The following is a 23,364-nucleotide window of genomic DNA, read 5'->3' as shown; positions in this document are numbered from 1 at the left end:
GAGTGCTGCGGCGCGAGGCCGCGGGCGATCACACGTTGTCGGCAGCCACCGCGCCGGGCTGAGCCTTCACGGTGTAAAGGCTTGTAGCGATGGGCTCAGGCGGCTTGCCGCGCGGGCTGCCCACCTGCCCCGATGCTCAGAACACCTTCTCGCGCAGCACTTGCATCAGATACTGGCCGTAACCATTTTTCAGCAGCGGCTGGGCCTGCTGCTCCAGTTGGGTGGCGGTGATCCAGCCGGCGCGGTAGGCGATTTCCTCCGGACAGGCCACCTTCAGGCCCTGGCGCTTTTCCAGCGTGGCGATGAACTGCCCGGCTTCGAGCAGGCTGTCGTGGGTGCCGGTGTCCAGCCAGGCATAGCCGCGGCCCATGATCTCCACGTCCAGTTGGCCCTGTTGCAGGTAGGTGGCGTTCACCGTGGTGATCTCCAGCTCGCCGCGGGCGCTGGGCTGGATGCTGGCGGCGATGTCGCAGACCTGGTTGTCGTAGAAGTACAGGCCGGTGACGGCGTAGTTGCTCTTCGGCGCCTTGGGCTTTTCTTCGATGCTGAGTGCGCGTTTATCGCTGTCGAACTCGACCACGCCGTAGCGCTCGGGGTCGGTCACGTGGTAGGCGAAGACGCTGGCGCCTGCTGTGCGGCTGTCGGCGCGCCTGAGCAGCGTGGCGAAGTCGTGGCCGTAGAAGATGTTGTCGCCCAGCACCAGAGCGCTGGGGTGGTTGTCCACAAACTGGCGGCCCAGGATGAAGGCTTGCGCCAGGCCATCCGGGCTGGGTTGCACGCAGTAGCTGAGGTTCAGACCCCAGCGGCCGCCGTCGCCCAGCAGCGCCTCGAAGCGCGGCGTGTCCTGCGGTGTGCTGATGATCAGGATGTCGCGGATGCCGGCCAGCATCAGCGTGCTGAGCGGGTAGTACACCATCGGCTTGTCGTACACCGGCAGCAGCTGCTTGCTGATGGCCAGCGTGGCCGGGTGCAGCCGGGTGCCGGATCCACCGGCGAGGATGATGCCCTTGCGTTGCATGGTTGCGGGTCCAGTTCAGCGGTTCAGGGTTTCGGTGAGCATGCGCACCACGCCAGCCTGCCAATCCGGCAGTTGCAGCCCGAAGGCGTTGCGCAGGCGGCTGGTGTCCAGGCGTGAATTCAACGGCCGGGTGGCGGGCGTGGGGTAGGCGCTGGTGGGGATGGGGCGCACCGCATCGGCGGCCACCTTGATCGGCACACCGGCGGCGCGGGCGTGTTCGATCACCAGTTGGGCGTAGGCATGCCAGGTGGTCTCGCCGCCGGCCACGCAGTGGTACAGGCCGCCCAGTTCGGGCTGGGCCATGGCCTGGCGCAGCGCATGGGCCGTCACGTCGGCCAGCAGTTCGGCACTGGTGGGCGCGCCCCACTGGTCGGCGATGACGTTCAGTGCATCGCGCTCGGCGGCCAGCTTGAGCATGGTCTTGGCGAAGTTGCCGCCGCGCGCCGCGTACACCCAGCTGGTGCGGAACGTGAGGTGCCGGCAGCCGCTGGCGGCAATTGCCTGTTCACCGGCCAGCTTGGTGCGGCCGTAGACGCTGAGCGGGCCGGTGGGCGCGTCTTCACTGCGCGGGCTGCTGCCGCTGCCGTCGAAGACATAGTCGGTGCTGTAGTGCACCAGCCACGCGCCGCGGGCAGCAGCCTCTCGGGCCAGCACCGCGGGCGCAGTGGCGTTCAGTGCTTCGGCCAGCGCGGGCTCGCTCTCGGCCTTGTCCACCGCGGTGTGGGCGGCGGCATTGACGATCACGTCCGGCTGCACCGCGGCCACCAGCGCGGCCAGGCTCTCGGGGTGGGCAAAGTCGGCCGTCAGCGGGGCTGGAGAGTCGAAGTCACAGGCCACCAGATCGCCCAGCGGTGCCAGTGCGCGCTGCAGCTCCCAGCCCACCTGACCGTTCTTGCCCAGCAGCAGGATCTTCATGCCCGCTCCGCGTAGTTGGTCGACACCCAGTCGCGGTAGGCGCCGCTCTGCACGCTGGCCACCCAGTCCGCGTTGGCCAGGTACCACTGCACCGTCTTGCGGATGCCGGTGGCAAAAGTCTCGGCTGGGCGCCAGCCCAGTTCCCGCTCGATCTTGCGGGCGTCGATGGCATAGCGCCGGTCGTGGCCCGGGCGGTCGGTCACGTAGGTGATCAGCCGGGCATACGGGCCGGCGGGGTCGGGCCGCAGTTCATCCAGCAGGCCGCAGACGATCTTGACGATGTCGATGTTGGCCTGTTCGTTCCAGCCGCCGATGTTGTAGGTCTCGCCCAGCTTGCCACCGGCCAGCACGGCGCGGATGCCGCTGCAGTGGTCGCCCACGTAGAGCCAGTCGCGGATCTGCTGGCCATCACCGTACACCGGCAGCGGCTTGCCGGCGAGGGCGTTGACGATCATCAGCGGGATCAGCTTCTCGGGGAAGTGGTAGGGCCCGTAGTTGTTGCTGCAGTTGGTGGTCACCACCGGCAGGCCGTAGGTGTGGTGCCAGGCGCGCACCAGGTGGTCGCTGGCGGCCTTGCTGGCGCTGTAGGGGCTGTTGGGCTCGTAGGGGTGGTCTTCGGTGAAGGCCGGGGCACCAGGCTGCAGGCTGCCGTAGACCTCGTCGGTGCTGACATGGTGGAAGCGGAAGGCCGCCTTGGCGTCCCCCGCCAGCCCGCCCCAGTAGGCGCGTGCAGCCTCCAGCAGGGTGAAGGTGCCATCGACGTTGGTCTTCATGAAGGCGCCGGGGCCGTGGATGCTGCGGTCCACATGGCTCTCCGCCGCGAAGTGCACGATGGCGCGCGGCTGGTGCGTGGCCAGCAGGCTGTCAACCAGCGCGCGGTCGCAGATGTCGCCGTGCACGAAGCTGAGGCGCGCATCCGCCTGCAGGCTGGCCAGGTTGGCCCGGTTGCCGGCGTAGGTGAGGGCGTCGAGGTTGACGACGGGCTCGCTGCTGGTCTGGAACCAGTCGAGCACGAAGTTGCTGCCGATGAAGCCGGCGCCGCCGGTCACGAGGATCGTCATGTCACTTCCGTCCGTAGGTGTCTTCGAACCGCACGATGTCGTCTTCGCCCAGATAGCTGCCGCTCTGCACCTCGATGATCTCCAGCGGCACCTTGCCCGGGTTGGCCAGGCGGTGGGTCTGGCCCAGCGGGATGTAGGTGCTCTGGTTCTCGGCCAGCAGCAGCACCTTGTCGCCATTGGTGATCTCGGCCGTGCCGCTGACCACGATCCAGTGCTCGGCCCGGTGGTGGTGCATCTGCAAGCTGAGGCTGGCGCCCGGCTTGACCATGATGCGCTTGACTTGGTGGCGCGGGCCGTTGTCGATGCTGTCATACCAGCCCCAGGGCCGGTGCACCTTGCGGTGCAGGGTCTGCTCGCCGCGCTGCTCGGCACCCAGCTGGTTGACGATCAGTTTCACGTCCTGGCTGCGCTCGCGGCTGGCCACCAGCACCGCGTCGGCGGTTTCCACCACCACCACGTCTTCCAGGCCCACCACGCTGACCAGCCGGCTGTGGGCATGCACCAGGGTGTTGCGGCTGTCCTTGACGATGGCGTCGCCCACGCTGGCATTGCCTTGCGCGTCCTTGGGCGCCACTTGCCAGACGGCCTCCCAGGCGCCCAGGTCGTTCCAGCCGGCGTCCAGTGCCACCATGCGGATGGCGATGTCGGTGCCGGGGCATTTCTCCAGCACCGCATAGTCCACGGATTCCGAGGGCACGGCGGCAAACTCGACCTTGCCCGGGCGCACGAACTTGGCATCGGTGCTGCGGGCCGCCCAGGCAGCGCGGGTGGCGGTGGCGATGTCGGGGCGGAAGCGCTCCAGCGCGGCCATCCAGGCGCTGGCCTTCAGCACGAACATGCCGGCGTTCCAGAAGTAGCCGCCTTCGGCCAGGTAGCGGGCCGCCGTGGTGGCGTCGGGCTTCTCGACGAACTGGGCCACGGTGGCCACGGCGCTGCCACCACCATCGGCCACGCGGATGTAGCCGTAGCCGGTTTCGGGCTTGTCAGGCGTGATGCCCAGGATGACCACCGTGCCGTCGGCCGCGGCGCGCACCGCCTGGCGCAGCGCGGCGGTGAAGGCGGCGGTGTCTGTCACCGTCTGGTCGGATGAGTTGACCACCAGCACCGGATCACCGCCAGCTTCCAGCGCTGCCAGGGCAGCCAGGGTCACCGCCGGTGCGGTGTTGCGGCCCACCGGCTCCAGCAGCACCGAGGCGGGCTCCAGCGCCAGCTCGCGCAGCTGGTCCAGCACCAGGAAGCGGTGGTCTTCGTTGCCGACGATGCAGGGCGCCGCCACCTGGATGCCGGCATCGGCCAGGCCCTGCAGCCGCTGGGCGGCCTGCTGGAACAGGCTGAAGCGGTTGTCGGCATCGCCCGACAGCACCAGGAACTGCTTGGGGTAGCCGGCGCGCGACAGCGGCCACAGGCGGGTGCCGGAGCCGCCGGCCATGATGACGGGCTGGACGTGGAGGGTCATGGTGCGGAGGGCGTTGTAAAGCCGTTGGGGTTCTGTTGCTGCCAGCGCCAGCTGTCGGCGCACATGCGGTCGAGGTCGTGCCGGGCCTGCCAGCCCAGCAGCTGCAGGGCCAGCGACGGGTCGGCATAGCAGGCCGCCACGTCACCGGGCCGGCGGGCCACCAGCTGGTAGGGCACCGGGCGGCCGCTGGCGCGGGCATAGGCCTGCACCAGCTCCAGCACGCTGTAGCCGCGGCCGGTGCCCAGGTTGACGGTGAACGAGCCCGGCGCATCCAGCAGGCGCTGCAGCGCGGCCACATGGCCGTCGGCCAGGTCGACCACATGGATGTAGTCGCGCACGCCGGTGCCGTCGGGCGTGGGGTAGTCGTTGCCGAAGACGCTGAGCTGCGCCCGGCGGCCCACGGCCACCTGGGCCACGTAGGGCATCAGGTTGTTCGGCGTGCCGCGCGGGTCTTCGCCGATCCGGCCGCTGTCGTGCGCGCCCACCGGGTTGAAGTAGCGCAGGCAGGCGGTCTGCCACTGCGGATCGGCCGCACCCAGGTCGCGCAGGATGGTCTCGCCCATCAGCTTGGTCTGGCCGTAGGGGTTGGTGGCGGTGAGCGGGCTGTCCTCGGTGATCGGCAGGCGCTGTGGATCGCCGTACACCGTGGCGCTGCTGCTGAAGACGATGCGCCGGCAGCCGGCCGCGCGCATGGTCTCGCAGGTGGTGACCAGGCCGCCGATGTTGTTGCGGTAGTAGGCCAGCGGCTGGGCAGTGCTCTCGCCCACCGCCTTGAAGGCTGCGAAGTGCACCACCGCATCGATCGCATGGCGGCCGAAGATGCCCTGCATGGCTGCGGCATCGCAGACGCTGGCGCGCTCGAACACCGGCACCTGGCCGCTGAGCTGCTGCAGCCGGTTCAGCACCTCGGGCGCGCTGTTGGAGAAATCATCGACCCCCACCACCTGGAAGCCGGCCGCCTGCAAGGCAAGCCAGGTGTGGGATGCGATGTAGCCGGCGGCGCCGGTCAGCAGGATGGTCGGCATGCGGCGGGTGGCTGCGCTGTCACTGCAGGACGAACTGGCCGTAGCAGTTGACCGCCTGGCTGTTGAACGGGTTGCCGACCACGCTGACACTGCGGGTGTCGTAGCGCAGGCTGCAGCCCACCTGGATGGCGCGGGTGGGCAGCCAGCGGGCGCCCAGGTCCAGCGCTGTGGTGCGGTCGCTGCCCACGATGGCGAAGCGGGTGCCCTCGAAGTTGCGGCGGACGTGCTCGATGCCGGCGTTCAGCGTGATCTTGGCGCTCAGGTCGTAGTCGGCGCCCAGGCGCAGGGTGGTGCTCACCCGGTCGAACTCGGTGGGCTGCGGCTCGCCCGCGAAGTCGAAGGTGGAGTTGCCCTGACCCAGGTCGCGGTTCAGCTTCACATTCAGCTTGACCTTGCCGGTGGCCTGGGTGCTGCCGCGCAGCTCTGCAGTGACGCCGGAGAAGTCGCGGTTGGGCGAGTTGCTGTGGTCGGTGCTGGTGTGGCTGATGCGGCCGTAGAGATTGGTCAGGCCGCTGGGAATCCAGGTGCCGGTCAGGTCGATGTCGCGGCGCTTGTACGGGTCATCGATCGACACGTAGCTCAACTGCGATTGCCGCCACGCCAGGCCCACGGTGGTGGCGCCCCCCAGGCGGTAGCGCGCACCGATGGAGCCGGTGTTCTGGTTGTACTCGGAGCCCTTGTAGGCCTGCGCCGAGTAGCGCACCTGGCGGCGGCTGGCCGACACCTCGCCGGTGAGGCGCGTGACCACGCCCACCCGCACCGTGGCGTTGATCTGGTTGTTGTCCTCGATGTTGCGTTCGGACGCCAGGCCGCCCTGGTAGGCCGGGTCGTAGCTGCGCAGGCTGCGGTCGGCGGTGACGCCCAGGCGGCCGGAGACGCGATCCACCGTGGCCCAGTCCAGCCCCAGGTTCAGGCCGTAGCCCTCGTTGTTCAGCTGGTCGTTCTGCGCGTAGCGGCTGGCCCGCAGCGAGCCGCTGCCGCTGAGCCGCTGCCGCCCCCAGGTCTGGTCGACACCGGCCACCAGCGAGGTGGTGGCGACGGTGTCGGACTTGCTCTGTGCGCCGACGGGCAGGCCGATGCTGCCGCCGATGCGGTACAGGTTCGACTCGTAGGCCAGCGCCTGGGACACGCCGATGTAGTAGGGGCTGGACTGTGCGAAGGCAGCGGTGGTGGCCAGCAGCAGGCCGGCGGCAGCCAGCGTCGACAGGGGCAGGGTGGGGCGCATGGGGTCTCTCCAGGCAGCGCCGGCGGATGCCGGCGGAGGTGGGTTCTGTGGTGGTTCAGTAGGCCTTGCTGTCGCTCAGCATCGACTTGGCGGTGCGCAGGATGATCACCAGGTCCAGGCCCAGCGGCCAGTTGCGCAGGTACTCGAGGTCGTACTCCACGCGGGCCTGCATCTTGTCCAGCGTGTCGGTCTCGCCGCGGTGGCCGTTGACCTGGGCCCAGCCGGTGATGCCCGGCTTGACCTTGTGGCGCACCATGTAGGCCTTGATCAGCTGGCGGTACATCTCGTTGTGCGCCACCGCATGCGGCCGCGGTCCGACGATGCTCATGCGGCCCTGCAGCACGTTGATGAACTGCGGCAGTTCATCCAGCGAGGTGCGGCGGATGAACGCGCCGAACGGCGTGATGCGCGGATCGCCCTTGGTGGCCTGCTTGACCACTGCGCCGTTGTCCATGGCCCGCATCGAGCGGAACTTGTAGACGATGATCTCTTCGCCATCCAGGCCGTTGCGCTTCTGCCGGAAGATCGCCGGCCCGGGCGAGCTGAGCTTCACGCCGATGGCCACCGCCAGCATGATCGGGAAGATCAGCAGCAGGATCAGGATCGACAGCACGACATCGCTGATGCGCTTGATCATGCGGTTGGTGCCGGTGAACGGCGTCTCGCAGATGCCCACCACCGGCACGCCGGACATGTCCTGCAGCCGGCCCTGGATGATGCTGATGCCGAAGACATCGGGCACGAAGTAGATCGACGCGGTGGTGCCCTGCAGGTGTTCCAGCAGGTCGATGATGCGCGGCTGCGAGCCCAGCGGCAGGGTGATGAACACTTCCTTGACGCCGTGCGCGCGGATGTAGGGCGCCGCTTCCAGCAGGTTGCCCAGCCGCTTGCCGGCGCTGTCGCTGTGCACCCGGGCATCGGCGCGGTCATCGAAGTAGCCGACGAAGTCCACGCCTTGGGTCGGGCTGGAGGAAAGCGCATGCGCCACCTTCACGCCCAGCGCGCCGGCGCCGATCACCACCGCGCTGCGGCGGTTGCCCGGCTGGCGCGCCTGCTGGCGGATGGCCATGAAGCCCAGCCGCACCGCGGCCAGCTGGATCACTGGCGTGGCGACCACCCAGAACAGGATGACATCGTGCTGGAACAGGTCCAGGCTGCGGGTGCCGTAGCCGAAGCCCAGCAGGATGGCCAGCAGCGTGATCCAGGAGCCGAGGATGCCGACGGCGGCCGAGCTGAGCCGGTCGCGGAAGCGGTTGATGCCAGGGAAGGTGAGCGCCAGCACCAGGAAGCACAAGGTCAGGTCGGCGCGGCCGACCTCTTCGCCGTGCCAGGCCAGGGCGCCCAGGTACACCAGCACGGTGATCGCCGGCTCGAGCACGGTGGCGATGAAGGCGGTGACCGACTGGGGGGCGCTGTTGAAATTGCGGGGGCTTCGGGTCTCGAACATCAGGCTCTTGGATCGGTGGGACGGGCATCGGCACGGGCCGTTGTCCTGTACCACAGGGGCTGTCGAACTCGAAGGCGCCCGACCTCACCAGGTCGCCGAGGAGTGTTCAAAACCTGCGGATTCTCGTTGATATTCATGTCAGCTCTGGGCGCCGACCCGATCGAACGTGGCCGACTGCCTACAATCCAGGCGATGTTGCAGAACCTCAACGCCCTGCTGGCACCCGCCCTGATGGACCGCCTGGTGCTGGTGGTCAACCACGTGATGGCGGCCGAGCCGCAGGCGGTGGCCCGCATGCTGCCGCACCAGGGGCGTGTGCTGCGCCTGGACCTGATGCAATTGCCGCGCCTGCTGCCCGCGCCGCCGGTGCTGGCCTTCCGCATCACGCCGGCCGGCCTGGTGGAATGGTGCCGCGAGCCGGTCGATGCCGACCTGCAGGTGCGGCTGGACGCCGCCAACCCGGCAGCGCTGGCGCTGCAGGCCCTGACCGGCCAGATGCCGCCAGTGGTCATCGAGGGCGATGCCAACCTGGCCGCCGATGTGGACTGGCTGCTGAAGAATCTGCGCTGGGACGTGGCCGACGACCTGCAGCGTCTGTTCGGCCCCACCGTGGCCCATGAGCTGCACCGCCTGGGCACCAGCCTGGCGCAGGCGCTGCGCAAGGCCATGCACAGTGCCCGGCAAGGCGCCGATCTGGCCGCCAACCGCATGCGCAACCGCTGAACCCCGCTGGCAGTCGCACGGGCCGGGGTCGGGGTATGGGTCAATTCTTCCGGCTGATCTTCATCGGCCTGACGGTGCTGCGCTTCGGTCTGGACGAGGTGGCGCTGTCGCGCTTCCGCCAGGGCTGGGTGCGGGCGCTGGTGCGGGTGGCCACGGTGGGCCGCCGTGCCCGGCTTGATGCCCCGCGTGGTGCGCGGCTGCGCATGGCGCTGGAGAAGCTGGGGCCGATCTTCGTCAAGTTCGGCCAGGTGCTCAGCACCCGGCGCGACCTGCTGCCGCTGGACGTGGCCGACGAGCTGGCCCTGCTGCAGGACCGGGTGCCGCCGTTTCCCAGCAGCCAGGCGGTGGCGCTGATCGAGAAGGCCTTCGGCAAGCGCATCGACGAGGTCTTCGAGCAGTTCGACACCACGCCGGTGGCCAGCGCGTCGATTGCGCAGGTGCACTTCGGCATCCTCAAGAGTGGCCGCGAGGTGGCGGTGAAGGTGCTGCGCCCCGGCATGCTGGATGTCATCGAGCATGACATGGCGCTGCTGCACACCCTGGCGCGGGTGGTGGAATGGGCCTGGGCCGACGGCAAGCGGCTGAAGCCGCGCGAGGTGGTGGCCGAGTTCGACGGCTACCTGCACGACGAGCTGGACCTGGTGCGCGAAGCCGCCAATGCCGCCCAGCTGCGCCGCAACATGCAGGGGCTGGATCTGGTGCTGGTGCCCGAGATGGTGTGGGACTACTGCACCCCCACGGTGCTGGTGATGGAGCGCATGCATGGCGTGCCGATCAACCAGCTCGAGCGGCTGCGCGAGGCCGGTGTCGACATCCCCAAGCTGGCACGCGATGGCGTCACCATCTTTTTCACCCAGGTCTTCCGCGACGGCTTCTTCCATGCCGACATGCACCCCGGCAACATCCAGGTGAGCCTGGCGCAGCGCAGCTTCGGCCGCTACATCGCGCTGGATTTCGGCATCGTCGGCACGCTGACCGACAACGACAAGGAATACCTGGCGCAGAATTTCCTGGCGTTCTTCCGCCGCGACTACAAGCGCGTGGCCGAGCTGCACCTGGAAAGCGGCTGGGTGCCGCCGGGCACCCGGGTGGACGCCTTGGAAAGCGCCATCCGGGCGGTGTGCGAGCCGCACTTCGACCGGCCGCTGAAGGACATCTCGCTGGGCCAGGTGCTGATGCGGCTGTTCCAGACCAGCCGCCGCTTCAATGTCGAGATCCAGCCGCAGCTGGTGCTGCTGCAGAAGACCCTGCTCAACATCGAAGGCCTGGGCCGCCAGCTCGACCCCGACCTCGACCTCTGGGCCACCGCCAAGCCTTTCCTCGAGACCTGGATGCACCGGCAGGTGGGCTGGCAGGGCCTCGTCGAGCGCCTGAAGAACGAGGCGCCGCGCTACGCCCAGCTGCTGCCCGAGCTGCCGCGCCTGGTGCACCAGGCACTGTTGCACCGGCGCGACAGCGACCCGGCGGTGGTGGCCTTGCTGTCCGAGCAGCGCCGCACCAACCGGCTGCTGCAGGCCTTGCTGTACGGCGCGGTGGGCTTCGTGGCCGGTGTGCTGGTCATGCAGATCTGGTTGCACTGGCCGCGCTGACGCGGTCCTGCCCCGCCGTGCACGGCTGAGCGCAGCCCCATAATGCCGCCCGCCCGGATGGACCCCGTCTTTTCACTTTTGCCACCTCACCGCGGAGCCTTGCCTTGCTGATCACCTTCGTTGGCGTCTATCTGCTCGTGACCATCGGCATCGGCCTGCTGGCTGCCCGGCGGGTGCACAACGCGAAGGACTACCTGGTGGCGGGGCGCAGTCTGCCGCTGTACATGAACGTGGCCACGGTGTTTGCCACCTGGTTCGGTGCCGAGACGGTGTTGTCGGTGTCGGCCACCTTCGCCAAGGACGGCCTGTCCGGCATCCCTGGCGACCCCTTCGGCGCCACCGTCTGCCTGGTGCTCGCGGCGCTGCTGTTTGCGCGGCTGTTCTACCGCATGAACCTGCTGACCATCGGCGACTTCTACAAGCAGCGCTACGGCAAGGCCGTGGAGGTGCTGACCAGCGTGGCCATCACGCTGAGCTACCTGGGCTGGACCTCTGCCCAGCCGACCGCCCTGGGTCTGGTGATCCATGTGCTGTCCGGCGGCGCGCTGGCCCTCAACCACGCCATCCTGGTCGGCGGCGCGGTGGTCATGGTCTACACCCTGTTCGGTGGCATGTGGTCGGTGGCCTTCACCGACCTGCTGCAGACCGTGGTGATCCTGGTCGGCCTGAGCCTGGTGGCCGTGCTGGTGGGTGACATGGCTGGCGGCCCGGCCAAGGTCATCGCCCAGGCGGCAGCCGACGGCAAGTTCAACTTCCTGCCCGAGGACGCGCCGGGCTGGTGGGCCATGGCAGGCGCCTTCTTCGCCTTTGCCTTCGGATCGGTGCCGCAGCAGGATGTGTTCCAGCGCATGACCAGCGCCAAGGACGAGAAGACCGCCGTGCGCGGCACCATCATCGGTGCGCTGATCTACTTCTGCTTCGCGCTGGTGCCCATCTTCATCGCCTACGCGGCCCTGGTGGCGTTTCCGGAGCTGGCCCAGCTGTTCAGCGATGAAGATGCCCGCGTGATCCAGCGCATCCTGCCCGATCTGGTGCTGGCCCAGATGCCGCTGTGGGCACAGGTGCTGTTCTTCGGCGCACTGCTGTCGGCCATCCTGTCCACCGCCAGTGGCGCGCTGCTGGCGCCCACGGCCATCTTCACAGAGAACGTGCTGCGCCCGTTCGTGCCGCACATGCCGGACCGGCAGTTCCTGCTGACACTGCGCCTGGTGCTAGTGACCTTCACCCTGGGGGCGCTGCTGTTCGCGCTGAACAGCCGGAGCACGATGTACGAGATGGTGCAGAACGCCTACAACGTGACGCTGGCCGGTGCCTTCGTGCCGCTGGTGGCCGGCGCCTACTGGCGCCGCGCCAACACCCAGGGCGCCCTGTTGTCGATCATCCTGGGCATCGGCACCTGGCTGGGCGCCACCGCGCTGGCGCCGGAATCGATGGTGCCGGCCAACCTGTTGGGTCTGGCGGCATCCGCGCTGGGCATGCTGCTGGGATCGCTGGCGCCCAGCCTGGTGCCGCACCGCGGCATGTCCATCGAGGCGGCGATCCGCCATGCCCAGCCCGCGCCGCACCATGCCGGCGGGCGGCAGGGCGGTACGCACCGGCACTGAGCCGCGGGCAGGCGCCCGCCTGCGCTGGTGGCTGCAGGCGCCGATTCGTCCGCGCCACCTATAATCGCAGGCTTTGCGTCAAGGGTATTCCCATGCCGATCTACGCCTATCGCTGCTCCGCCTGCGGCCATGCGAAGGACGTGTTGCAGAAACTGTCCGATCCGGTGCTGAGCACCTGCCCGGCCTGCGGGGCCGAGGCCTTCTCCAAGCAGGTCACGGCCGCCGGTTTCCAGCTCAAGGGCTCGGGCTGGTACGCCACCGACTTCAAGGGTGGCGGCACGGCGGCGCCTGCCGCTGCAGCGGCCGCCGGTGAGGCCAAGGCGGACACCAAGACCGACAGCAAGCCCGATGCCGCGGCCTCGGCATCCCCGCCGGCGGCCTGCGGTGGCTCCTGCGCCTGCCACTGACGGCAGCCCTGGATGAGCCACAGCGTGAGAAAGTACATCATCGCCGGCCTGCTGGTGTGGCTGCCCCTGGCCATCACCATCTGGGTGCTGCTGTGGCTGCTGGGCTTGATGGACGGCGTGTTCGCCTGGCTGCTGACCATCGGCCAGCATGTGCTCCCCCAGGGCGCCGACGCATCGATCGAGGCCCTGCGCCGCGTGCCCTTCCTGGGTGTGGTGGTGATGGCCCTGCTGCTGCTGGCCACCGGCGTCTTCGTCACCAACATCTTCGGCCAGTGGTGGGTGAAGCAATGGGACCGGCTGCTCAGCCGCATCCCCATCGTCAAGAGCATCTACAGTTCGGTCAAGCAGGTCTCGGACACGCTGTTCTCCAGCAGCGGCAATGCCTTCCGCGAGGCCGTGCTGGTGCAGTATCCCCACCCCGGCAGCTGGACCATCGCCTTTGTCACCGGCAAGCCCGGCGGCGAGGTGGCGGCCAATCTGGATGGCGACCACGTCAGCCTGTATGTGCCGACCACGCCCAACCCGACCAGCGGCTTCTTCCTGATGATGCCGCGCGCCAATGTCCGCCCGTTGCGCATGAGCGTGGACGAGGCGCTGAAGTACATCATCTCGATGGGTGTGGTGGCGCCACCGCCGCCTGCCCCGCCGCGGCCGCTGCCAGCCGCTGCCGCCCCCCGAAATTGACGGGGCCGGACGCCCACGGCGACAGCGTCTGGTCCTGAGGGCAGCCCACGGCCCCGAACCCGCCCACCTCCATCCCGACACTTCCGCCCGGCCGCGCCGCCCTGAACCCGGCGCCGCGTCCCGTGGCCCCCACACCGGAGCACACCATGAGAACCACCTACTGCGGCCTGGTCAGCGAAGCCCTGATGGGCCAGACCGTCACCCTGATGGGTTGGGCCCACCGCCGTCGTGACCACGGCGGCGTGATCTTCATCGACCTGCGCGACCGCGAAGGCCTGGTGCAGATCGTCTGCGACCCCGACCGTCCCGAGATGTTCAAGGCTGCCGAAGGCGTGCGCAACGAGTTCTGCCTGAAGGTGGTGGGCCTGGTGCGTGCCCGCCCGGCCGGCACCGAGAACGCCAACCTGGTCAGCGGCAAGATCGAGGTGCTGGCGCATGCGGTGGAAGTGCTGAACCCCAGCGTCACGCCGGCCTTCCAGCTCGACGACGACAACCTGAGCGAGACGGTGCGCCTGACCCACCGCGTGTTGGACCTGCGCCGCCCGCAGATGCAGAAGAACCTGATGCTGCGCTACCGCGTGGCCATCGAGGTGCGCAAGTTCCTCGACGAGCAGGGCTTCATCGACATCGAGACGCCGATGCTGACCAAGAGCACGCCGGAGGGCGCGCGTGACTACCTGGTGCCCAGCCGCGTGCACGATGGCCAGTTCTTCGCGCTGCCGCAAAGCCCGCAGCTGTTCAAGCAGCTGCTGATGGTGGCCGGCTTCGACCGCTACTACCAGATCACCAAGTGCTTCCGCGACGAGGACCTGCGCGCCGACCGCCAGCCTGAATTCACCCAGATCGACATCGAGACCTCGTTCCTGGGCGAGGCCGAGATCCGCGCCATCACCGAGGCCATGATCCGCACCGTGTTCCGCAAGACCATGGGCGTGGAACTGCCGGTGTATGCCGAGATGACCTATGCCGAGGCCATGCACAAGTACGGCTCCGACAAGCCCGACCTGCGGGTGAAGCTGGAGTTCACCGAGCTGACCGACGTGATGAAGACGGTCGACTTCAAGGTGTTCTCCGGCCCCGCCACCACCGCGGGTGGCCGCGTGGCGGCGCTGCGCGTGCCGGGCGGCGCCGAAATGAGCCGTGGCGAGATCGACGCCTACACCGAGTTCGTCAAGATCTACGGTGCCAAGGGCCTGGCCTGGATCAAGGTGAACGACGCCGGCAAGGGCCGTGACGGCCTGCAGAGCCCGGTGGTGAAGAACCTGCATGACGCGGCCATCGCCGAGATCATCGCCCGCACGGGCTGCCGCAACGGCGACCTGATCTTCTTCGGCGCCGACAAGGCCAAGGTGGTGAACGACGCCCTGGGCGCGCTGCGGGTCAAGATCGGCCACAGCGAGTTCGGCCGCGAGCACGGGCTGTTCAACGACGTCTGGGCGCCGCTGTGGGTGGTCGACTTCCCGATGTTCGAGTACGACGACGACAGCAAGCGCTGGAACGCGGTGCACCACCCGTTCACCGCGCCCAAGGACGGCCATGACGAGCTGATGAAGACGGATCCCGGCGCCTGCATCGCCAAGGCCTATGACATGGTGCTCAACGGCTGGGAAATCGGCGGCGGCTCGGTGCGGATCCACCGCGCCGACGTGCAGGCCCGTGTGTTCGAGGCACTGAACATCACACCGGAAGAGCAGAAGATCAAGTTCGGCTTCCTGCTCGATGCGCTGCAGTACGGCGCCCCGCCGCACGGCGGCCTGGCCTTCGGCCTGGACCGCATCGCCACGCTGATGACCAAGGCCGAGTCGATCCGCGACGTGATCGCCTTCCCCAAGACCCAGCGTGCCCAGTGCCTGCTGACCGGGGCGCCGAGCAACGTGGACGAGAAGCAGCTGCGCGAGCTGCACATCCGCCTGAGGAACGCTGGCGCCGCGGCCTGATCCGCGACACGGCGGGCGCCGGACGGTATAACATTGGTTATAACTTCCTGGAGCCCACCATGCACGCTCTCAAGCTCACCCAGATCGGCAATTCGGTCGGCGTCATCCTGCCCAAGGAGGTGCTGGCGCGGTTGAAGCTGGAGAAGGGCGACACCGTCTACGTCACCGAGACGCCAGACGGCGTCGCGCTGACACCGCTGGATCCCGGCTTCGAGCAGCAGCTTGAACTGGGCCGCGATTTCATGCGTGAGTACCGCGATACCTTCCGTGCGCTGGCCAAGTGACCGCCGGCACCTGGCGCTGGATCGACCGCCGGCTGTTGATCCTGCTGCACGACGAGAGCCTGGCCATGCACGGCGGGCCGTCGGGCCTGCGTGACGAAGGCCTGCTCGATTCCGCACTGGCCCGGCCGGTGAACCTTGCGGCGTACGGCACGCCTGATCTGGCTTCGCTGGCCGCCAGCTACGCATCCGGCCTGGCGCAGAACCATCCGTTTGTCGATGGCAACAAGCGGGCTGCTTTCCTGTCCGTTGGCCTGTTCCTGGGCCTGAACGGACACCGGCTCACGGCGTCACAGGCCGAGGCCACGGTCGCCATGTTCGGCCTGGCGGCTGGTGAGATCGACGAGACCACGTTTGCCGCCTGGCTGCGCGACCGCGTGGCGCCCCGCTGACCGACCAACGCCCATGACTGCCACTGCCGACACCCTCCGCGCCGATCCGACCCAGCCCACGCTGGACACCACCCGCATCGACGACACCCGCATCGCCGCGGTGCGGGCCCTGGTCTCGCCGGCCGTGATGCTCGAAGACCTGCCGGTCACGCCGGGCATCGAGCACACGGTGGAGACCACCCGCCAGGCCATCGGCCGGGTGCTGCGTGGCGAAGACGACCGCCTGGTGGCGGTGGTCGGCCCCTGCAGCATCCACGACCATGCCCAGGCCATGCACTACGCCCGGTTGCTGAAGCCCGTGGCCGATGCGCTGGCCGGCGAGCTTGTGGTGGTGATGCGGGTCTACTTCGAGAAGCCGCGCACCACCGTGGGCTGGAAGGGCTACATCAACGACCCGCGGCTGGACGGCAGCTTCCGCATCAACGAGGGTCTGCGCCTGGCCCGCGCGCTGCTGCTGGAGATCAACGCCCTGGGCCTGCCAGCGGGCACCGAGTTCCTCGACCTGCTGAGCCCGCAGTACGTCAGCGACCTGATCGCCTGGGGAGCCATCGGTGCCCGCACCACCGAGAGCCAAAGCCACCGCCAGCTGGCCTCGGGCCTGAGCTGCCCGGTGGGCTTCAAGAACGGCACCGACGGCGGCGTGCAGATTGCCGCCGACGCGCTGGTCTCGGCCGCCGCGCCGCACAGCTTCATGGGCATGACCAAGATGGGCGTGGCCGCCATCTTCGAGACCCGCGGCAATGCCGACGGCCATGTGATCCTGCGCGGCGGCAAGACACCCAACTACGACGCGGCCCATGTCGAGGCCGCCTGCGCGGTGCTGCGCAAGGCCGGCCTGCGTGAACAGGTGATGGTCGACTGCTCGCATGCCAACTCGTCCAAGCAGCACCAGCGGCAGATCGCGGTCGCTGCCGAGGTGGCTGCGCAGCTGGCCGCCGGCGAGCGCCGCATCATCGGCGTGATGGTCGAAAGCCACCTGCATGCCGGCCGGCAGGACCTGAAGGCCGGCGTGCCGCTGCAGCCCGGCGTGTCGATCACCGACGCCTGCATCGGCTGGGACGACACTGCGCCGCTGCTGCACCAGCTGGCCGATGCCGTGCGGGCGCGGCGGGGCCGCGCATGACCACCGTCAAGCCGCCCAAGATCCCCGAGAGCGTGCTGGTGGTGATCCACACGCCCGACCTGCAGGTGCTGCTGATCGAGCGCGCCGACAAGCCGGGCTTCTGGCAGAGCGTGACCGGCAGCAAGGACAGCCTGGACGAGCCCACGCTGGAGACCGCCATCCGCGAGGTGGCCGAGGAGACCGGCATCGTCGTCGGCAGCCCGGCCGTGCCGCTGTCGGCACTGCGCGACTGGGGCCTGCGCAACGTCTACGAGATCTATCCGGTCTGGCGCCACCGCTATGCGCCGGGCGTGACGCACAACACCGAGCATGTGTTCGGCCTCACCGTGCCGACCGGCACGCCGGTCATCCTGGCGCCGCGCGAGCACCTGCAGTTCGTCTGGTTGCCCTGGCAGGCCGCGGCCGACCGCTGCTTCTCGCCCAGCAACGCCGAGGCGGTGCTGCACCTACCGCGCCTGGGCGGCGAGGCAGGGGCTGGGTCGGCGGCCACGGCATGATGGCGGCCATGCGCGGCCCGCACTTCACACACTCCCGCCTCGCCGCCCAGGGCCTGAGTCTGGGCGGGCCGCCCACGCAGCACACCAGCGATGTGCTGCGCGTGGCCACCTACAACATCCACAAGGGCGTGCGTGGCGTCGGCCCGCGCAAGCGGCTGGAGATCCACAACCTCGGCCTGGGCATCGAGGCGCTGGATGCCGACCTGGTGTGCCTGCAGGAGGTGCGGCTGTTCGAGAAGCGCGAGGCCAACCGCTTCGTCCGCACCCACCTGGGCTGGCCCGACGAGGGCCAGGCCGATTACCTGGCGCCCGAGGGCTACAGCGTGGCCTACCGCACCAATGCCACCACCCGCCACGGTGAGCACGGCAATGCGCTGCTGTCGCGCTGGCCGATCGGCGACATCGGCCACCACGATGTCAGCGACCACCGCTTCGAGCAGCGCGGCCTGCTGCATGTGCCGGTGTGGTGGCAGGGCGTGGAAGTGCATGCGGTGGTCGCCCACCTGGGCCTGATCCACGCCAGCCGGGTGCGGCAGGTGGAGCGGCTGGCCGCCTTCATCGCGCAGGAGGTGCCGCCCGGCGCGCCGCTGCTGGTGGCCGGCGATTTCAACGATTGGGGCGAGAAGCTCGATGGTCCGATGCAGGCCATCGGCCTGCGCCGCGCCCGCGTGGGCGCCGAGCGGGCCCAGCGCACCTTCCCGTCGGCCGTGCCCATCTTTGCGCTCGACCGCGTCTACACCCGCGGCCTGGCCTGCGTGTCCACCACTGTGCCGCGCAACAGCGGCTGGGCGCGCATGTCCGACCACCTGCCGCTGCTGGTGGAGCTGCGGCTGGATTGATGGCTGCGCTGCGCTCCGGGCCGTCCGTCCCGGCCCAGCTCACCGGTGGCAACCAGGTGCAATTGCTGGCTGGCGGTGCCGAACTGTTTCCCGCGATGTGTGCGGCCATCGCCAGCGCGCGGCACCGGGTGTGGCTGGCCACCTACATCTTCCATGACGATGCAGCCGCCGAATCGGTGGCGCAGGCGCTGGCCGATGCGGCACGGCGGGGCGTGCAGGTGGGCGTGGTGGTCGACGGCTTCGGCAGCAAGGCTGCATTGCCCATGCTGCGCCACTGGCTGGGCGATGCCGGTGTGCAGCTGGTCGTCTTCCGGCCGCTGGACCGCTGGTGGCGGCTGCTGCACCCCGGCCAGTTGCGCCGGCTGCACCAGAAGCTGTGCGTGGTCGACGGCACGCACGGCTTCGTCGGCGGTATCAACCTGATCGACGACCGGCACGACATGAACCACGGCTGGTCTGACCGCCCGCGGCTGGACTTTGCCGTCGCGGTGCAGGGCCCGGTGGTGGCGCAGATGGCGCAGACCGCCCGCGCCATGCACACCCGGGCGCGGCTGGGTGCCGACTGGAAGGACGAGGCGCTGCAACTGGCCCGCAGCGCCGAACCGGTGGCCCGGGTGCGGCGCATCATGGCGCGGCTGAAGATGCGCCAGCAGGCTGCGCCGGTGGCGGCGGCCTCGCTGGCGCCAGTGCGCGCGGCCTTCCTGGTGCGCGACAACCTGCGCCAGCGCCGCGCCATCGAGCAGGCCTACATCGAGGCCATCGGCCAGGCGCAGCAACGGCTGGTGCTGGTCTGCCCGTACTTCTACCCCGGGCGGCTGTTCCGCCGCGCCCTGCGGCAGGCGGCGCGGCGCGGCGTGCAGGTGCGCCTGCTGCTGCAGGGCAAGGCCGACTACCGCATGGCCGCGCTGGCTGCCCAGGTGCTGTACGACGAGATGCTGGCCAGCGGCGTGCGGGTGTTCGAGTACATGCCCGCCTTCCTGCATGCCAAGGTGGCGGTGATCGACGACGACTGGGCCACGGTGGGCAGCAGCAACATCGACCCGCTGTCGCTGCTGCTCAACCTGGAGGCCAACCTGATCGTGCGCGACGGTGCCTTCGCCGCCGGGCTGGCGCAGCAGGTGGAGGCCGCGTTCGGCGAGGCGCGCGAGGTGCTGCGCCCGCCGGTCGGTGCCGGTTGGCTGGCCGCGCTGCGGCGCGGCTTCGTGGCCTGGGCAGCGCACTGGTTCCTGCGGCTGGCAGGCTTGAACGGCCGCTACTAGTGGCGGCGGCCTGCGCACCGGCAGCGCAGGTTGCCGGGGCGGGCCTGGCGGTCGTGATGCTTGTCACGTCCTTGTTGGTGCCTGCCTCAATCAATTAACGATAAAAATGAAACAAACAGCAAAATAGTGCAGCTGCGCCGGGGAGTGGAACGGCGCAGCCTGAGCGCCAGGCCGCTTGGCCGCCCAACCATGTCCCGAGGAAGATCCATGCGCACATCCGTTCCGTTCCTGTTCACCGCCGCCAGCCTGGCGCTGCTGCCACTGGCCGGCCAGGCTGCCACCTACCAGGCCACCTGCCAGGGCCAGGTGGTCTCGGCCAGTTCCACCGCCGCCTTCGGTCCCAAGTGCACCAACGTGCGGCTGATCACGCCGGCACCAGCACAGGCTCCCGCCAAGCCGGTTGTCACGCCAACCAAGCCGGTCGTCACGCCCGCCAAGCCCGCGCCCACACCACCCAAGCCCGCGCCCACGCCAACCAAGCCGGTCGTCACGCCTACCAAGCCGGCGCCGGCGCCGTTCGATCCATACAAGAACCTCTATACCGTGCAGGGCTGGGCCAACGCCTACAAGACCCATGGCGTGGGCAGTGCCAGCGGATCGCCGTACTACGCCGCGGCCGTGAACAAGCAGGTGGTCTACGACGCCAACGGCAACTTCCTGCAGGCCCGCAACCTGGGCGCCACCACCCGCATCGGCTCGACCACCTACGTGCAGCAGTCCAGCACCGTGGTCAACGGCGTCATCGTCTACACCTACGTCAAGAAGTGAGCCACGCGCCGCTTCGGCGCGCCGGCCGGGTTGCTGCCGGCATCCCATCCGGGTGAATCCCGCGGGCGGGTGAGGGCAGGGCGGCCCGCGGGTAGCATCGGCCGCCCGTGGACGACCTGATCACCCTGCGCCCGGCCGGCCTGTACTGCGCTGCCGGCGATTTCTACATCGACCCCTGGCGCCCGGTGCACCGGGCGGTGCTGACCCACGCCCATGCCGACCATGCCCGTGCCGGCCACGCCCATGTGCTGGCCACCGCGGTCAGCGAGGGCGTGCTGCGCAGCCGCCTGGGTGCGGGCCTGAACCTGCAGGGCCTGGCCTACGGCGAGCCGGTGCTGCACCAGGGCGTGCGCATCAGCCTGCACCCGGCCGGCCATGTGCTGGGCTCGGCCCAGGTGCGGGTGGAACACGGGGGCCAAGTGTGGGTGGCCTCGGGCGACTACTTTCTCAGCGCCCATGATGAGCGCAACCCCACCTGCCCGCCCTTCGAGCCGGTGCGCTGCCACTGCTTCATCACCGAATCCACCTTCGGCCTGCCCATCTACCGCTGGCGGCCGCAGGCCGACGTGTTTGCCGACATCGACGCCTGGTGGCGCGGCAATGCCGCCGCCGGCCGGCCCAGCCTGCTGATGGCCTACAGCTTCGGCAAGGCGCAGCGGCTGCTGGCCGGTGTGGATGCCGGCATCGGACCGATCGTGGTGCATGGCGCGGTGCAGCCGCTCAACGCGGCCTACCGGGCCGTCGGCGTCGCGCTGCCGCCGACACAGCTGCTCACCGAGCTGCCCGATGGCCCGGCGCGCGCCCAGGCGCTGCGCGGCGCGCTGGTGGTGGCGCCGCCGGCGGTGCATGCCAGCGCCTGGGCGCGCAAGCTCGGTGACTTCAGCGACGGCTTCGCCAGCGGCTGGATGCAGCTGCGCGGCGCCCGCCGACGCCAGGGCGTGGACCGTGGCTTCGTGCTCAGCGACCATGCCGACTGGCCCGGCCTGCAGCGCGCCATCGCTGCCACCGGCGCCGAGCGGGTGATCGTCACCCACGGCCAGGAGGCGGTGATGGTGCGCTGGCTGCGCGAGCAGGGGCTGGACGCCGCGTCGTTCCGCACCGAGTTCGGCGGCGAGGGCGGTGAGCTGCCGGCGCCTGCCGCCCCGGCTGATGCCCCCCCGGTGGCCGACCCCGCCTGATGCGCCGCTTCGCTGCCCTGTACGCCGCGCTGGACGCCAGCACCAGCACCGAGGCCAAGGTGGCCGCCCTGGTGCAATACCTGGCCGAGGCGCCGCCGGCCGATGCCGCCTGGGGCGTGTACTTCCTGGCCGGCGGCAAGCCGCGTCAGACTGTGCCCACCGCGCTGCTGCGCGCCGAGGCCACGGCGCTGGCCGGCATCCCCGACTGGCTGTTCGAGGCCAGCTACCAGGCGGTTGGCGATCTGGCCGAGACCATCGCCCAGATCCTGCCGCCGCCCCGGCAGACCAGCGACCTGGGCCTGGCCGACTGGCTGACGCAGCGCCTGCTGCCGCTGCGCGGCCAGCCACCCGAGGTGCAGACCGCCGCCCTGCGCGCCTGGTGGGATGAACTGCCGGCTGAGCAGCGCTTCCTGCTGGTCAAGCTGATCGGCGGCGGCTTCCGCGTCGGCGTCAGCAAGCTGCTGGTGCAACGCGCCCTGGCCCGCCATGCCGGGCTGGATGCCAAGCTGGTCGCCCAGCGCATGATGGGCTGGACCGACGGCCGCCAGCCGCCCACCGCGGCCCGCCTGGCGGCGCTGCTGGCGCCGGCCGGGGCCGACGGCGGTGCCGATGCGCAGGACGACGGCCAGCCCTATCCGTTCTTCCTCGCCCATGCGCTGGACGACGCACCGCCCGCCCAGCTGGCCGCGCGACTGGGCCCGGTGGCCGACTGGCAGGCCGAGTGGAAGTACGACGGCATCCGCGCCCAGCTGGTGCGCCGCGGCGGCCGGTTGTGGATCTGGTCGCGCGGGGAGGAGCTGATCACCGAGCGCTTCCCCGAGGTGGTGGCCCAGGCCGATGGCCTGCCCGACGGCACGGTGCTGGACGGCGAACTGCTGGCCTGGGGCGCCGACGACCGGCCGGCACCGTTCCAGGCCCTGCAGCAGCGCATCCAGCGCAAGACTCTGCCGCGCAAGCTGCTGGCCGCCGTGCCGGTGCGCTTCATCGCCTACGACCTGCTGGAACTGGCCGGGCAGGATTGCCGGCCGCAGCCCCTGCAGCAGCGGCGCAGCGCGCTGCAGGCGTTGCTGGATGGCCAGCCGCTGGCGCTGTCGCCGGAGGTGCAGGCGGACGACTGGACCACCCTGGCAACTCTGCGCCAGCAGAGCCGCGACCGCGGCGTCGAAGGCCTGATGCTCAAGCACCGGCAGTCGGCCTACGGCAGCGGCCGCACCAAGGCCGACGGCCTGTGGTGGAAGTGGAAGATCGCGCCGCACACGGTGGACGCGGTGCTGGTCTACGCCCAGGCCGGCCACGGCCGCCGCGCCGGGCTGTACACCGACTACACCTTTGCCGTCTGGAGCCGCCCGCCGGCCGACGCGGCCGAAGCCGATGCGGTGGTGCAGGCCATCGCCGCGCGCCTGCCGGCGCAGCCCGGTGCGCTGCAGTTGCTCACCTTCACCAAGGCCTACTCGGGCCTGAGCGATGCCGAGTTCAAGCAGGTGGACGCGGTGATCCGTGCCAGCACGCTGGAGAAGTTCGGCCCGGTGCGCAGCCTGAAGCCTGGCCTGGTCTTCGAGTTGGCGTTTGAGGGCATCGCCCGCAGCCCGCGGCACAAGAGCGGCATCGCGCTGCGCTTTCCGCGCATGCTGCGCATCCGGCACGACAAGCCGCTGTGGCAGGCCGACAGCCTGCAGACGCTGGAAGCCCTGGTGCCAGTTGTGGCAGGTTGAACGTAAATCACACACGCATGCAAAGAAGTTGTGTGCATCCAGCGGATTGACGGTCAAACTACCCCCCTGATTCAGGGGGTTGGGCGGTCCGCAAGGCGTCCAATCAGGGTATCCGGCCATCAGAAACCCAGGTCCGGCCTCTGTGCCGATATCTGAATGTCATCCCGCCATCGCTATGATCGGAACCATCCCAGTGCGCTTCAGCAGCCTGCCGTCCACAATCA

Annotated in this window: 22 protein-coding genes; 15 read left to right on the top strand and 7 right to left on the bottom strand. The window is 69.5% G+C overall.

All coding sequences use genetic code 11. The features are described 5' to 3' along the window. Nucleotides 1–136: 136 nt before the first annotated feature. The 7 genes from rfbA to FFT10_RS20875 are packed head-to-tail and all read right to left on the bottom strand — an operon-like array spanning nucleotide 137 to nucleotide 8,147. Nucleotides 137–1,018, bottom strand: coding sequence for a glucose-1-phosphate thymidylyltransferase RfbA (gene rfbA / locus FFT10_RS20905; protein ID WP_137734814.1), 882 nt, complete (start codon nucleotides 1,016–1,018; stop codon nucleotides 137–139). A 15-nt stretch (nucleotides 1,019–1,033) separates the two neighbouring features. After that, nucleotides 1,034–1,933: a dTDP-4-dehydrorhamnose reductase gene (gene rfbD, locus FFT10_RS20900; protein ID WP_137734813.1), complete on the bottom strand. Its 900-nt coding sequence runs from the start codon at nucleotides 1,931–1,933 to the stop codon at nucleotides 1,034–1,036. Next, the gene (gene rfbB / locus FFT10_RS20895; protein ID WP_137734812.1) at nucleotides 1,930–2,994 is read right to left on the bottom strand and encodes a dTDP-glucose 4,6-dehydratase; all 1,065 of its coding nucleotides are present in this window, start codon (nucleotides 2,992–2,994) and stop codon (nucleotides 1,930–1,932) included. Before rfbB ends, rfbD begins: the two co-directional genes overlap by 4 nt. Before the next feature lies 1 nt (nucleotide 2,995). Beyond that, the gene (locus tag FFT10_RS20890; RefSeq protein WP_137734811.1) at nucleotides 2,996–4,450 is read right to left on the bottom strand and encodes a mannose-1-phosphate guanylyltransferase/mannose-6-phosphate isomerase; all 1,455 of its coding nucleotides are present in this window, start codon (nucleotides 4,448–4,450) and stop codon (nucleotides 2,996–2,998) included. Next, entirely contained in the window at nucleotides 4,447–5,475 is a 1,029-nt protein-coding gene (galE, locus tag FFT10_RS20885; RefSeq protein WP_137734810.1) for a UDP-glucose 4-epimerase GalE, read from the bottom strand. Before galE ends, FFT10_RS20890 begins: the two co-directional genes overlap by 4 nt. Nucleotides 5,476–5,494: 19 nt before the next feature. Continuing rightward, nucleotides 5,495–6,700, bottom strand: coding sequence for an outer membrane beta-barrel protein (locus tag FFT10_RS20880; RefSeq protein ID WP_137734809.1), 1,206 nt, complete (start codon nucleotides 6,698–6,700; stop codon nucleotides 5,495–5,497). A gap of 55 nt (nucleotides 6,701–6,755) precedes the next feature. Further along, nucleotides 6,756–8,147, bottom strand: coding sequence for an undecaprenyl-phosphate glucose phosphotransferase (locus FFT10_RS20875; protein WP_137734808.1), 1,392 nt, complete (start codon nucleotides 8,145–8,147; stop codon nucleotides 6,756–6,758). Between the two features lie 192 nt (nucleotides 8,148–8,339). Between FFT10_RS20875 and FFT10_RS20870 the strand changes: the two genes are divergently transcribed. From FFT10_RS20870 to FFT10_RS20800, 15 genes are all read left to right on the top strand, one after another. Then, on the top strand, nucleotides 8,340–8,870 hold the full coding sequence (locus FFT10_RS20870) for a hypothetical protein (protein WP_137734807.1): 531 nt from the start codon (nucleotides 8,340–8,342) through the stop codon (nucleotides 8,868–8,870). Nucleotides 8,871–8,905: 35 nt separating this feature from the next. Then, a complete protein-coding gene (gene ubiB / locus FFT10_RS20865) occupies nucleotides 8,906–10,459 on the top strand; it encodes a ubiquinone biosynthesis regulatory protein kinase UbiB (protein WP_137734806.1) in 1,554 nt (517 codons plus the stop codon). 104 nt (nucleotides 10,460–10,563) lie between these two features. Next, entirely contained in the window at nucleotides 10,564–12,063 is a 1,500-nt protein-coding gene (locus FFT10_RS20860) for a high affinity choline transporter 1 (protein WP_137734805.1), read from the top strand. Between the two features lie 92 nt (nucleotides 12,064–12,155). Next, nucleotides 12,156–12,470 carry an FmdB family zinc ribbon protein gene (locus tag FFT10_RS20855; RefSeq protein ID WP_137734804.1) on the top strand — a complete coding sequence of 105 codons (315 nt, stop codon included), beginning with the start codon at nucleotides 12,156–12,158 and terminating at the stop codon, nucleotides 12,468–12,470. Nucleotides 12,471–12,494: 24 nt separating this feature from the next. Further along, a complete protein-coding gene (locus FFT10_RS20850; protein ID WP_137734803.1) occupies nucleotides 12,495–13,154 on the top strand; it encodes a DUF502 domain-containing protein in 660 nt (219 codons plus the stop codon). 146 nt (nucleotides 13,155–13,300) lie between these two features. After that, on the top strand, nucleotides 13,301–15,091 hold the full coding sequence (gene aspS, locus FFT10_RS20845; protein WP_137734802.1) for an aspartate--tRNA ligase: 1,791 nt from the start codon (nucleotides 13,301–13,303) through the stop codon (nucleotides 15,089–15,091). Between the two features lie 59 nt (nucleotides 15,092–15,150). Beyond that, entirely contained in the window at nucleotides 15,151–15,375 is a 225-nt protein-coding gene (locus FFT10_RS20840; RefSeq protein ID WP_137734801.1) for an AbrB/MazE/SpoVT family DNA-binding domain-containing protein, read from the top strand. Next, nucleotides 15,372–15,764, top strand: a complete 393-nt coding sequence (locus FFT10_RS20835) for a type II toxin-antitoxin system death-on-curing family toxin (RefSeq protein WP_137734800.1) — start codon at nucleotides 15,372–15,374, stop codon at nucleotides 15,762–15,764. Before FFT10_RS20840 ends, FFT10_RS20835 begins: the two co-directional genes overlap by 4 nt. Nucleotides 15,765–15,777: 13 nt before the next feature. Continuing rightward, the gene (locus FFT10_RS20830) at nucleotides 15,778–16,887 is read left to right on the top strand and encodes a 3-deoxy-7-phosphoheptulonate synthase (protein WP_137734799.1); all 1,110 of its coding nucleotides are present in this window, start codon (nucleotides 15,778–15,780) and stop codon (nucleotides 16,885–16,887) included. After that, entirely contained in the window at nucleotides 16,884–17,384 is a 501-nt protein-coding gene (nudB, locus tag FFT10_RS20825) for a dihydroneopterin triphosphate diphosphatase (protein WP_137734798.1), read from the top strand. The genes FFT10_RS20830 and nudB overlap by 4 nt, the downstream gene beginning before the upstream one ends. Before the next feature lie 8 nt (nucleotides 17,385–17,392). Then, nucleotides 17,393–18,223 carry an endonuclease/exonuclease/phosphatase family protein gene (locus FFT10_RS20820; protein WP_373282557.1) on the top strand — a complete coding sequence of 277 codons (831 nt, stop codon included), beginning with the start codon at nucleotides 17,393–17,395 and terminating at the stop codon, nucleotides 18,221–18,223. Beyond that, complete coding sequence (clsB, locus tag FFT10_RS20815) at nucleotides 18,223–19,482, top strand: cardiolipin synthase ClsB (RefSeq protein ID WP_137734796.1); 1,260 nt, start codon at nucleotides 18,223–18,225, stop codon at nucleotides 19,480–19,482. Before FFT10_RS20820 ends, clsB begins: the two co-directional genes overlap by 1 nt. Before the next feature lie 207 nt (nucleotides 19,483–19,689). Then, nucleotides 19,690–20,250, top strand: coding sequence for a hypothetical protein (locus FFT10_RS20810; protein WP_137734795.1), 561 nt, complete (start codon nucleotides 19,690–19,692; stop codon nucleotides 20,248–20,250). Between the two features lie 107 nt (nucleotides 20,251–20,357). Beyond that, the gene (locus tag FFT10_RS20805) at nucleotides 20,358–21,428 is read left to right on the top strand and encodes a ligase-associated DNA damage response exonuclease (RefSeq protein ID WP_137734794.1); all 1,071 of its coding nucleotides are present in this window, start codon (nucleotides 20,358–20,360) and stop codon (nucleotides 21,426–21,428) included. Continuing rightward, on the top strand, nucleotides 21,428–23,140 hold the full coding sequence (locus FFT10_RS20800) for an ATP-dependent DNA ligase (RefSeq protein ID WP_137734793.1): 1,713 nt from the start codon (nucleotides 21,428–21,430) through the stop codon (nucleotides 23,138–23,140). Before FFT10_RS20805 ends, FFT10_RS20800 begins: the two co-directional genes overlap by 1 nt. Nucleotides 23,141–23,364 lie beyond the last annotated feature (224 nt).

The organism is Pseudaquabacterium pictum (assembly GCF_005403045.1).
Taxonomy (GTDB): domain Bacteria; phylum Pseudomonadota; class Gammaproteobacteria; order Burkholderiales; family Burkholderiaceae_C; genus Pseudaquabacterium; species Pseudaquabacterium pictum.
The sequence above is the reverse complement of the archived record's forward strand: the minus strand, read 5'-3'. Positions and strand labels throughout refer to the sequence as shown.

What these genes read in the sequence shown, in the direction of transcription:
- FFT10_RS20870 (WP_137734807.1), top strand. Translation starts at nt 8,340, where the DNA reads ATGTTGCAGAACCTCAACGCCCTGCTGGCACCCGCCCTGATGGACCGC.
- FFT10_RS20810 (WP_137734795.1), top strand. Translation starts at nt 19,690, where the DNA reads ATGCGCACATCCGTTCCGTTCCTGTTCACCGCCGCCAGCCTGGCGCTG.
- aspS (WP_137734802.1), top strand. Translation starts at nt 13,301, where the DNA reads ATGAGAACCACCTACTGCGGCCTGGTCAGCGAAGCCCTGATGGGCCAG.
- FFT10_RS20820 (WP_373282557.1), top strand. Translation starts at nt 17,393, where the DNA reads ATGCGCGGCCCGCACTTCACACACTCCCGCCTCGCCGCCCAGGGCCTG.
- FFT10_RS20890 (WP_137734811.1), bottom strand. Translation starts at nt 4,450, where the DNA reads ATGACCCTCCACGTCCAGCCCGTCATCATGGCCGGCGGCTCCGGCACC.
- galE (WP_137734810.1), bottom strand. Translation starts at nt 5,475, where the DNA reads ATGCCGACCATCCTGCTGACCGGCGCCGCCGGCTACATCGCATCCCAC.
- rfbD (WP_137734813.1), bottom strand. Translation starts at nt 1,933, where the DNA reads ATGAAGATCCTGCTGCTGGGCAAGAACGGTCAGGTGGGCTGGGAGCTG.
- rfbB (WP_137734812.1), bottom strand. Translation starts at nt 2,994, where the DNA reads ATGACGATCCTCGTGACCGGCGGCGCCGGCTTCATCGGCAGCAACTTC.
- FFT10_RS20880 (WP_137734809.1), bottom strand. Translation starts at nt 6,700, where the DNA reads ATGCGCCCCACCCTGCCCCTGTCGACGCTGGCTGCCGCCGGCCTGCTG.
- FFT10_RS20875 (WP_137734808.1), bottom strand. Translation starts at nt 8,147, where the DNA reads ATGTTCGAGACCCGAAGCCCCCGCAATTTCAACAGCGCCCCCCAGTCG.
- FFT10_RS20855 (WP_137734804.1), top strand. Translation starts at nt 12,156, where the DNA reads ATGCCGATCTACGCCTATCGCTGCTCCGCCTGCGGCCATGCGAAGGAC.
- ubiB (WP_137734806.1), top strand. Translation starts at nt 8,906, where the DNA reads ATGGGTCAATTCTTCCGGCTGATCTTCATCGGCCTGACGGTGCTGCGC.
- FFT10_RS20800 (WP_137734793.1), top strand. Translation starts at nt 21,428, where the DNA reads ATGCGCCGCTTCGCTGCCCTGTACGCCGCGCTGGACGCCAGCACCAGC.
- FFT10_RS20830 (WP_137734799.1), top strand. Translation starts at nt 15,778, where the DNA reads ATGACTGCCACTGCCGACACCCTCCGCGCCGATCCGACCCAGCCCACG.
- clsB (WP_137734796.1), top strand. Translation starts at nt 18,223, where the DNA reads ATGGCTGCGCTGCGCTCCGGGCCGTCCGTCCCGGCCCAGCTCACCGGT.
- nudB (WP_137734798.1), top strand. Translation starts at nt 16,884, where the DNA reads ATGACCACCGTCAAGCCGCCCAAGATCCCCGAGAGCGTGCTGGTGGTG.
- FFT10_RS20840 (WP_137734801.1), top strand. Translation starts at nt 15,151, where the DNA reads ATGCACGCTCTCAAGCTCACCCAGATCGGCAATTCGGTCGGCGTCATC.
- rfbA (WP_137734814.1), bottom strand. Translation starts at nt 1,018, where the DNA reads ATGCAACGCAAGGGCATCATCCTCGCCGGTGGATCCGGCACCCGGCTG.